The organism is Psychrobacter sp. 4Dc (assembly GCF_002836715.1).
In the GTDB taxonomy this organism is placed as follows: domain Bacteria; phylum Pseudomonadota; class Gammaproteobacteria; order Pseudomonadales; family Moraxellaceae; genus Psychrobacter.
Genome location: NZ_PJAT01000009.1, coordinates 1 through 9,739 on the forward strand (window position 1 = coordinate 1; position 9,739 = coordinate 9,739).

At 42.0% G+C, this 9,739-nt stretch carries 10 protein-coding genes; 2 read left to right on the top strand and 8 right to left on the bottom strand.

The features are described 5' to 3' along the window. The 8 genes from CXF61_RS00990 to CXF61_RS01025 form a co-directional block, all read right to left on the bottom strand. Positions 1 to 894, bottom strand: an 894-nt coding sequence (locus CXF61_RS00990) for a benzoate/H(+) symporter BenE family transporter (protein ID WP_165596826.1), incomplete at its 3' end; no start/stop codon positions are given. A 78-nt stretch (positions 895 to 972) separates the two neighbouring features. Continuing rightward, entirely contained in the window at positions 973 to 1,752 is a 780-nt protein-coding gene (locus CXF61_RS00995; protein WP_165596827.1) for a 1,6-dihydroxycyclohexa-2,4-diene-1-carboxylate dehydrogenase, read from the bottom strand. A gap of 49 nt (positions 1,753 to 1,801) precedes the next feature. Beyond that, entirely contained in the window at positions 1,802 to 2,818 is a 1,017-nt protein-coding gene (gene benC / locus CXF61_RS01000; protein ID WP_165596828.1) for a benzoate 1,2-dioxygenase electron transfer component BenC, read from the bottom strand. A gap of 65 nt (positions 2,819 to 2,883) precedes the next feature. Then, positions 2,884 to 3,381 carry a benzoate 1,2-dioxygenase small subunit gene (gene benB, locus CXF61_RS01005; RefSeq protein WP_025643600.1) on the bottom strand — a complete coding sequence of 166 codons (498 nt, stop codon included), beginning with the start codon at positions 3,379 to 3,381 and terminating at the stop codon, positions 2,884 to 2,886. Positions 3,382 to 3,442: 61 nt separating this feature from the next. Beyond that, positions 3,443 to 4,828 (bottom strand): benzoate 1,2-dioxygenase large subunit, encoded by a 1,386-nt coding sequence (gene benA, locus CXF61_RS01010; RefSeq protein ID WP_165596829.1) that lies wholly within the window; start codon positions 4,826 to 4,828, stop codon positions 3,443 to 3,445. Positions 4,829 to 4,956: 128 nt separating this feature from the next. Continuing rightward, complete coding sequence (gene catA, locus CXF61_RS01015; protein ID WP_165596830.1) at positions 4,957 to 5,880, bottom strand: catechol 1,2-dioxygenase; 924 nt, start codon at positions 5,878 to 5,880, stop codon at positions 4,957 to 4,959. A gap of 99 nt (positions 5,881 to 5,979) precedes the next feature. After that, positions 5,980 to 6,270, bottom strand: a complete 291-nt coding sequence (gene catC, locus CXF61_RS01020; RefSeq protein WP_011513602.1) for a muconolactone Delta-isomerase — start codon at positions 6,268 to 6,270, stop codon at positions 5,980 to 5,982. A gap of 42 nt (positions 6,271 to 6,312) precedes the next feature. Further along, complete coding sequence (locus CXF61_RS01025; RefSeq protein ID WP_165596831.1) at positions 6,313 to 7,485, bottom strand: muconate/chloromuconate family cycloisomerase; 1,173 nt, start codon at positions 7,483 to 7,485, stop codon at positions 6,313 to 6,315. 244 nt (positions 7,486 to 7,729) lie between these two features. Between CXF61_RS01025 and CXF61_RS01030 the strand changes: the two genes are divergently transcribed. Both CXF61_RS01030 and CXF61_RS01035 read left to right on the top strand, forming a co-directional pair. Further along, positions 7,730 to 8,647, top strand: coding sequence for a LysR family transcriptional regulator (locus CXF61_RS01030; protein WP_165596832.1), 918 nt, complete (start codon positions 7,730 to 7,732; stop codon positions 8,645 to 8,647). A 132-nt stretch (positions 8,648 to 8,779) separates the two neighbouring features. Continuing rightward, positions 8,780 to 9,607 carry a hypothetical protein gene (locus CXF61_RS01035; protein WP_165596833.1) on the top strand — a complete coding sequence of 276 codons (828 nt, stop codon included), beginning with the start codon at positions 8,780 to 8,782 and terminating at the stop codon, positions 9,605 to 9,607. Positions 9,608 to 9,739: the final 132 nt, after the last annotated feature.

Genomic DNA, 9,739 nt, shown 5'->3' on the forward strand with positions numbered 1-9,739 from the left:
TACACCTGCTATGTAGCGTTTCTCTTTTAATTCATGGGCATCCTTACCAGTACAAAGTGCTGCGGTGATTGCTGCTAGGACAATCGTAATACCCCCTACACAGGCGACTGCTAACGAAGCTAGGCTTGTAATACTGACGATAGGCTTGGCTGGTGTGTCATAACCACTAAGATTAAGAATCGCCATACCAGGTAAAAACTGTCCAGTTAAGCTGACAAGAATGAGTGGAACAGCAAGATTGAATACGGCATTCCATGTCCACTCAGGCCATATCACAGTAGGTATGGTAATGGCTAAATCTATATCGACAGGGTTCATCTTACCCAATAGAACACTCAAAATGACACCGCATAGCAGTACCCAAATCATGGTATAGCGCGGTGAAAAACGTTTGGCTACTAAGTAACAGCCAAGCATGCTAAACACGATAAATGGCATCGTATTGGTTGCTACAAATAACTCTAAACCAAATTGAAACAGGATGCCTGCCATCATACCGGCAGCGATACCATTAGGAATCCATCTTAAAATTTTGTCAAAAGATCCAGTTGCGCCTACTAAAAAAATCACAATCGCTGATACGATATAAGCGGCTATCGCTTCATTAATACTCATCTGTGGAAATAGGGTAACCAGTAAAGCGGTACCAGGGGCGGACCATGCTGTAATAACCGGTGTTTTATATTTAATAGATAAATAAATACCAGGAATGGCGGCACCGATGGAGACACCCCAAATCCATGATGCCATCATCGCTTCTGACACCTGCGCTGCTTGTGCTGCCTGAAAAAAGATAATTAAGGGGCCAGCATAAGAAATCAGTACGGCCAAAAAACCTGCTACGGTGGCAGAGATTGACCAGTCATCTTTCAATGTGTGTATTACGTTTGCCATATTGCTTCCTTGCAAATCAGCAGCGATTAGATAATTCTCTGTTCAAAGCTATGCTACTTAATAACCTGACGAGAGAGATTAGCCTGCGTCACCACCGCCTACAGGAATAGTGCTTCCAGTGATATAGGAAGATTCATCAGAAGCCAAAAATGCGATGGCATTGACTTGTTCATCTATTGTGCCGTAACGTTTCACAAATGTGCTGTCGATGGTTTGATCAACAACTGCGTTCATCCAGCCTTTCTCTTCATCAGTTAAAGGCTTTGTATTACGTGGAATCTTTCTAGGCGGAGCTTCAGTACCACCCGTTGCCACTGCATTAACGCGAATTCCATCACTTGCATGTTCAAAAGCAAGTGATGCAGTCATGGCGTTTACACCGCCTTTTGCAGTTGAGTAGGGTATACGGTTGATACCACGCGTTGCGATGGAGGAAACATTAACGATAGTGCCAGATTGTTGTTTGATCATCGATGGCAATACTGCATGGCAACACCATAATGTTGGAAATAGTGAGCGACTAATTTCTTTTTCAATCTCTATCTCAGAGAAACTGATGAATGGTTTCATCCATATTGCACCGCCTACATTATTGACCAATATGTCAATACGACCGTAGGTATCAAGTGCTTTATCGATAACATCCTGTGCCCCTTGATAAGTCTCAAGATCAGCTTGGATGGTTGTCGCATGCCCGCCATTTGTAGCGATTTCTGCTAACACATCTTCTACCAAAGGTGAGAAGTCTGCCATGACTATCTTGCCACCCTCATTTGCTAAGCGTAATGCGACCCCGCGACCGATACCTTGTGCGGCACCCGTTACGACACATACTTTATTATCAAAGCGTTTACTCATTGCTGTCTCCTAGAGAAAAGTATTCTATCGCTATATTGATTGAGCTATATTACTGCTCACTAGGTGTGAACTTTTCATAATAAAAATTGCTAGGTTTGAGGCTACTTGTGTCTAACCAATTACTAACGGCATCGACCATCGCCAGAGGACCACACAGATAGATATCAACATCGCCATTATTTAGCCAATCGGCTTCAACATGACCGGTGACATAGCCTTTACGCTCATGCTGGCTGTCTTCAGTGGCGACACAGGTGCGGTAGTCAAACCAAGGGTGGTTTTGTTTGACTTCTTCTAGTTTCTCAACTTCTATAAGATCAAAGTCGTTGGTGACGCCGTAGACCATCCTGACAGGATGATGAGCACCAGACACTTCTAAACTTTTTAGCATCGATAAAAAAGGTGCGATACCAGTACCACCTGCTAGAAATAGGGTCGGGCGGATTAGAGGGCGCAGGTAAAAGCTACCAAATGGACCCTCAAAATTAATCTCTTGACCTATAGTTGCAGTATCAGATAAAAAGGTGCTCATTTTACCATTAGGAATATTGCGGACGACAAATTCGGCCTGATTGGCACTAGGTATAGAGCTAAATGAATAGGAGCGTGTCTCGTTAGAATCAGGAATACTGACATTGACATACTGGCCTGGCAAAAATACTAGTGCATCTGGATTGTCGACTTCGACGCCAAAATGAATAGTAGATTCTGAAAGTACATTCAGCTGCTGTAATTTGCCTTTGAATACAGACTTGCCGACTTTGCAAGCTTCAGAGGAGGTTGGTACTTTGATTACGCAATCGCTTTCAGGAATCATCTGACAGGTGAGTACATAACCTTCTCCAGCTTCAGCTTCTGTGAGTGCATCTTCGATATACATATCAGGGTGCATGTCATAGCTGCCAGATTCACAATGGCAACGGCAAGTACCGCAAGCACCATCTAGGCAGTCCACAGGGATATTAAATTTTTGACGATACGCTGCTTCGGCAACTGTTTCGTCGGCTTCACACTTGATAAAGCCCGTGACGCCGTCTTCGAACTGTAGAGCAATATTATATTCCATGAGAAATATCCCTTTTCAACACGTATTAATTAAAAGCTAGTGACTAAGTAATGAGTGAATAATGATTAGACGTGATAGACATCCATGATTTGATGAACATAGTCGTCTTTTAAGACCACATACTTATCCAAAATTTTTGGTTGGTCTTGAGTCATGTCTATTTTGTACTGAGAGTAACCCCAATACGTGTTGGTCTCGTGATAGCGAAAGGACTTGTTGATCCAGTTAAAACGCACCGTCACAATACCGTCATTGTTTTCGAGTAATTCAATATTTGATAAATTGTGCGTGGTACGTGTATCAGGTATGGTCGCTGATGAGCGCTCAGTCTCGATGCGGAAGATACGATCTTCAAGACCACGGCGGTCCGGATAATAAATCAGCGAAATTTCTCGTTGTGGGTCGCTGATGAGCTGACCATCATCATCCCAACTTGGCATCCAGAAAGGGCAGTCTTCATCGTAATAAGTGAGCCATTCTTCCCATTTTTTCTCATCCAATAAACGCGCTTCACGGTATAGAAACTGTCTAATGTCTTCAATGTTAACAGTTGTGTTTTTCATGATTGATATCCTTATTTTTTGTCAGTTCTACAATAAATAGCAGAGTAATAATAAAAATGTATTAGTCGCTATTAGCACCGTGTAGCTGCTGCTCTTGCTCTAGAGCTTTTTTCATCTCTTCATGCCAGTAGCGATGTTGGACGGTATATAGCCCTTCATCTTCAGTCTTAACACCGCTCATTAAAGGTTTTAGGTCAATAGCGGCAGCGCCTTCATCTGCTCCTTGAATCCAGTGCTCGGAGCCTCGGCACATATCATTCCATTCAAGTTTGATACCGTTATAACCTTCTTGGCATGAGCGGAACTCTTCTAAGTCATCAGGTGTTGCCATACCAGTAACGTTAAAGAAATCTTCATACTGACGGATACGGCGTGCACGTGACTCATCGCTTTCGCCTTTTGGTGCGATACACCATATGCTGACTTCAGTTTTGTCAACCGCGATAGGGCGGAGCATACGAATTTGTGAGCTGAACTGATCCATAATGTAGACGTTTGGATATAGGCATAAGTTACGTGAGCGTCCAATCATCCAGTCCGCCATTGCTTCACCGTATTTAGCGACATAATCATCGCGATAGGCATAGTTTGGACGGTCCTGTGGGTTTTCCCACTGTGTCCATAACAGCATGTGTCCGTTTTCAAAAGAGTAGAAACCGCCACCTTGACGTCCCCATTTTCCAGCGTTCATGGCTTTGATGTTGTCTTCTTTGACTGCTTCTTGTTCTTTACGACGTGCAGTGGTAGCCGCATAATTCCAATGCACAGCTGATACGTGATAGCCATCAGCACCGTTTTCAGCTTGCAGTTTCCAGTTACCATCAAAGGTATAGGTTGATGTGCCGCGTAGAACTTCTAGACCTTCTGGCGACTGATTGACAATCATGTCAAGAATTTTGGTAGAACCACCAAGCCAGTCTTCAATTGACTGAACATCATCATTTAAGCTAGCAAAGATAAAGCCTTTATAATTGGCCATTTTCACTTGTTTTAGGTCGTGTGAACCTTCTTTATTGAAACATTCTGGGTAGCCGGCGTGTCTTGGGTCTTTAACTTTAAGCAGCTTACCTGAGTTGTTAAAGGTCCAACCGTGAAATGGGCAGGTGTAAGTGGCTTTATTGCCTTTTTTATGTCGGCAGAGCTGTGCACCACGATGTGAGCATGAGTTAATCATGCAGTGCAGCTCGCCTTCTTTATTGCGGGCAAGAATAACAGGCTGACGACCAATGTATGAGGTGTAGTAGTCGTTGTTATCAGGAACTTGAGACTCATGAGCCAAATACACCCAATTGTTTTCAAAGATGTACTTCATCTCAAGCTCGAACAACTCTTCGTTAGTGAAGGCGCTACGATGCAGGCGATAAATCCCTTTTTCACTGTTCTCTTCTAAAAAATCATCAATAGTGATGTCTGATCCTTCAGGTACTAGATTGATACGCTCGCTCATGGCTGCCTTCCTTGTATAATGACGGTATAAAATGAGATTAGAAGCTAACGTTTGATACGACAACTGAGGACATATCAAACGTAAGTCGCTAATCGTTATTAATGAATGCTATTTAATATGAGTGCTCGTTAACCTTGAGCACGGCGGCGTTCTACTTCGCTGCCTTGGACGTTTTGGTCGATATCTTTTACTAAATGAAAGTCAAAGTCGATACTTGCGTAAGGCTTATCCAGCGCTTTTTCTTTTAGCTTGTCCGCATCTTCGACCATTGTTACCTCTGGTACCAAACCTTCGCGGCTTGCAAAAGCAAAGTCATCCCATAGGTACTCATCGCCATCGATGTTAATCTGCGTGGTCAGTTTGCGATGACCGTCAGCACTGGCGAAGAAATGAATGTGAGCTGGGCGATGACCATGACGTCCTAGCGCGCCCAATACTTTTTGCGTCATTCCTTCTGGTGGTACCGAGTAACCTAGCGGAACGATGCTGCGGAATGCATAATTGCCGTTCTCATCTGTAATGATGCTACGACGCAAGTTGAAATGAGACTGTGATTCATCAAAGAAAGAGTAGTTACCTAAGCTGTTGGCATGCCATACTTCAACTTTGGCATTTGGAAGAGGTTTTCCGTCTTCACCATAAACAGTGCCTTGCATAAATAGCACGGTACCATTGTCAAGGTCAGTGCCGTCATCTAGACGCGCAAAGCCTTTTTCTTCTGGCGCACCAGCGACATAGAGTGGACCTTCAATAGTACGTACAGTCCCGCCATCAAGACCTGCTGCTTTTAAATCTTCTTCAATCATCAAGTCCATGAAGTGATCAAAACCAAGACCTGGTGATAACAAACCGGCTTCTTTGCCTAAATCACCAATGAATTCAACTCCAGACCAATATTCATCGGCGGTGATTTTTAAGTCGTTAATGGTTTGCATAAGGTCGGTCACGATACGCAAGACAATCTCTTGTACGCGTGGATTTACTTGCTCAGGGAAGTCGATTTTGCCTTTGATGAACTGAGTGGCTAATGCTTCAATTTGGCTGCGTTCCATGTCTCTCTCCTTGTTGAGGACTGTTTTATTAAGGGGTAATTACAGTGAGTATTCTTACTCAGTTTTTATAGATTCTGATATCAGCTGTACTGGCTTGCTTTAGCTGTCATCACTACGAACAGATGATGGATGACGTAACAATGGTGTCACTTCAACCTTCATGTACGGATAGAGCGGTAATGACATCATAATGTCGTGTAGCTCTTCATTACTCTCAACATCAAAGATGCTGAAGTTAGAATACTGACCGGCTATGCGCCAAATATGACGCCATTTACCTTGCTCTTGGAGCTTTTGTGATAATGCTTTTTCGGTGGCTTTAAGCTCGTTGACCTTGTCGGCATCCATATCTGTTGGGATTAAGACATCCATTCTGACGTGGTATAACATAATTATTTCCTTATATTTGATGACGGGTAATTTTTTTAGCTGTTACAGTATTTCAGTTTGAGCATTAGTGGCAAATTGCGGCTTCGATGATTTAAGTGAATTATTGATTGCTTGATTGGCGTAGTGATAGACTTTATCGCTATCTACTTCGATACCAAGACCTGCGCCCGTAGGTACATTTAAACCAAAATCTTGATAATCAAGAGGCTGTACTAAAACGTCTTCGGTTAATAGTAAAGGACCAAAAAGTTCTGTATCGAAATTTAAACTGGGATAGGTTGAGAATACATGGGCGGATGCGGCCGTGCCGATAGGACCTTCTAACATGGTGCCACCATAGAGCTCGATACCTGCTAGATGTGCCATTTGTCCGATTAAGCATGCTGCTTTTAATCCGCCTGCTTGATTTATTTTCACGGCAAAAACATCAGCATAATGATCTGCTGCTAAATGAAAGGCATTCTGAGGATCTTGGACAATTTCATCCGCCATAATGGCTACATCGAAATGTTCGGTTAAGCGTTTTAGTGCGGCTTTATTGCGCATTGAGACAGGTTGTTCTATTAAATCAACGCCGCCAGCTTGCAATAGGCTAATACCTTGCATTGCCTCAAGCTCTGTCCATGCTTGGTTAACATCAACCGTAATGCGGCAATCAGGCAGCGCTTTTTTGATAGCCAATACGTGGGCAACATCATCAAGAATAGGGTTGCTGCCTATTTTTAGTTTAAAAATCCGATGTTTTCTTTGTTCAATCATTCGATGAGCTTCAGTGATGTCGGTATCAGTATTTCCGCTAGCAAGTGTCCATGCCACTTCAATACGATCACGGATGCGACCACCGATGAGCTCGCTGATAGGTAGGCTGAGTCTTTTGCCTTCGATGTCGAGTAGAGCAGTTTCAATCGCGCATTTTGCAAAACGATTGCCGCTGATGTGGGTATTCAATAGCTGCATTGCTTTTGCTGTGCTTGTAGGCTTTTCCTTCATCAAGAGAGGGGTAAAGTAAGTATCGATATTAGTTTTGATACTATGAGGACTTTCTTCAGCATAACTTAAGCCGCCAATCGTCGTTGCTTCGCCCCAACCCTCGTAGCCATCTTCGGTTTGGATATGCACCAGAACCAATACTTGTTCATTCATCACAGTACAAGCCAGTTTGTGCGCTCGAATAGTAGGTATTGGTACTAGTAAAGTATTAATTGAACGAATCATATCTATCCTTAGTATAAAATTTTGGCTTCCTTATGCTTAATAAGAACTATAGGTGTTAAATATCGACATGTCTAAGACCTATTTAGTCTTGTTTTAATACTTTTTAGGTATTTTGTCGGAAGGTAGGTGGTATGTTATGTTCTTTAGGTATGGAAATTTTGTATATGAAGTAGGTGATAGATAAAAGGGAAGAAATTAGAACGACTTAGGATAGAAACAATAGGAAGTCAATCAAGGAAGAATAATGGAACTCAGACATTTACGCTATTTCATAGCTGTGGCAGAAGAAAAAAGCTTCAATAAAGCAGCTGCTCGTTTATACATCTCGCAGCCACCACTTAGCCGGCAGATAAAACAATTGGAAGAAGAGATTGGCGTTACGCTCATCGATAGGGAGAACCGTCCCTTGAAACTCACTGAGGCTGGCGAGTTTTTTTATGATCATGCGATACAAATTTTAAAAAAATCAGACGACCTGCGTACTATGACTATTCGTAAGGGGAATTTTGATAATTCACTCTCAATAGGTTTTGTATCATCTATATTGTATGGCATATTGCCGAGAGTAATATCCCGTTTCAGAGAAGTTCATCCGAATATCGAGGTTAAATTGTATGAGCTAAACTCTTGGCAACAAACGCAAGCATTGACAGAAGGGAAGATAGATGTAGGTTTTGGCAGGTTGTTATTTGAAGATGCTTCCATTAGGCGAATGGTACTTAGAGAGGAAGATTTAGTAGTTGCTGTTCCTATCGAACACCCGTTATCAAAAGAAAAACGCGACAGTTTAAGCTTGATCGATTTAACAAATGAAAATCTCTTACTTTATCCAACAGCACCGAGGCCGAGTTTCATTGATTACGTATTAGAACTATTTGAAAATCGTAATTTGAAAGCGAATTATTTCATGGAAGTACGTGAATTGCATATTGCCCTAGGGTTAGTAGCAGCAGGAGAAGGGTTGACTATCGTACCGAAGACACTTGAGCATTTACGTCATCAAGAGATAACCTATATACCATTAGAAGAAGGGATATTGACTTCGCCAATCGTGATGAGTGTCAGGCATTTCGATAAGTCTGAATTACTGGAAACGTTATTAGATGTTACTTATCAAATTTATGATGAAGAAGGCTTCATATATAAGCGTGAAAAAATTTGATCAAGTATAAGTTTTAAGGGCTTTACTTATTTAAGGCAAAAGTAATAGGCATACTAACATCGTCAATTTTTCTATAAAAATCGCTAATAATGCTAAAGTAGCAATCAAAAGTTCACATTAACTAAGGTTGCTATGTCTAATATAGAGTCCAATACAGAAAAACCAATACTTAAACAGAGTATCGCACTGTCAGAGAATAGCAAATATACATTTGATGATATAAGCACAGCGAAGTCTGCTTTCTTAATACTACCAGTCGTTATACAAACTGCACTAGATCAAGCTAAACGAGTCGTGCTAATTGCAAATAATCCTGCTGTCACCACGGCTCAGCTTGAGATGTTGTTACAGCCCGATGATGTCTTGGTGTTATTTAATCACTTTATTCACGCTGATTTCTTTGCCAGCCATCAGTTAGCTAGTTTACTGCCTAAGCTGCTGTTTTTTCGGCAGATTGGTGACAGTAAGCTGCATTTTGGCCTACCGCCTAGAAGCAATCATATATCAGTAGTGGAGCAAATGGCCGAGACCGCCCCGCTAGGGGTATTGACGAGCAACCAGCCTTATCAGTTTCCAACATTGGCTGATGACCCAAGCCCTAATGACGATCCTATCACTGCTCATCGCATCTTAGATATTCCTTCGAACATGCAAAAACTATTATCAAGCCCTACCTATCACAGTGTGCTATCAGAGCATCATAAAGTCGTTGCTGACTATCCATGCTTTACCGATATTCATTCGTCAGCACCTTCATCAGGTTTTCTATTGTATCGGCTGATGCTGGTAGCTCGAGCATACTTACAGCATATTCAAAACACGAAACTACCGTTAGAGATAGTAATGATTGGTTTCAATGACAATGATAAAACTGCTCACTTTTGGCACGGGCATAACTGGGATTTTGAACGTCAGGAAATGAGTCGACCACTTATAGGAGTGACTATTCATCGGTACTAGAATATTGATTAACTAAGTTATGTTTAGCTAAAAGTAGTTAAACATAAGGAGCGTCGGGACAATGAGCGCGCTTTATCTCGTTGTCACTAGGATTTCGTAGTATAGCTATCGGTAACGACTGTTCCTCTGTCC

Coding starts and splice junctions, on each gene's coding strand:
- catA (WP_165596830.1), bottom strand. CDS start 5,880: ATGGAACGCAGCCAAATTGAAGCATTAGCCACTCAGTTCATCAAAGGC.
- CXF61_RS01035 (WP_165596833.1), top strand. CDS start 8,780: ATGTCTAATATAGAGTCCAATACAGAAAAACCAATACTTAAACAGAGT.
- benA (WP_165596829.1), bottom strand. CDS start 4,828: ATGAGCGAGCGTATCAATCTAGTACCTGAAGGATCAGACATCACTATT.
- benC (WP_165596828.1), bottom strand. CDS start 2,818: ATGGAATATAATATTGCTCTACAGTTCGAAGACGGCGTCACGGGCTTT.
- CXF61_RS01030 (WP_165596832.1), top strand. CDS start 7,730: ATGGAACTCAGACATTTACGCTATTTCATAGCTGTGGCAGAAGAAAAA.
- CXF61_RS00995 (WP_165596827.1), bottom strand. CDS start 1,752: ATGAGTAAACGCTTTGATAATAAAGTATGTGTCGTAACGGGTGCCGCA.
- benB (WP_025643600.1), bottom strand. CDS start 3,381: ATGAAAAACACAACTGTTAACATTGAAGACATTAGACAGTTTCTATAC.
- catC (WP_011513602.1), bottom strand. CDS start 6,270: ATGTTATACCACGTCAGAATGGATGTCTTAATCCCAACAGATATGGAT.
- CXF61_RS01025 (WP_165596831.1), bottom strand. CDS start 7,485: ATGATTCGTTCAATTAATACTTTACTAGTACCAATACCTACTATTCGA.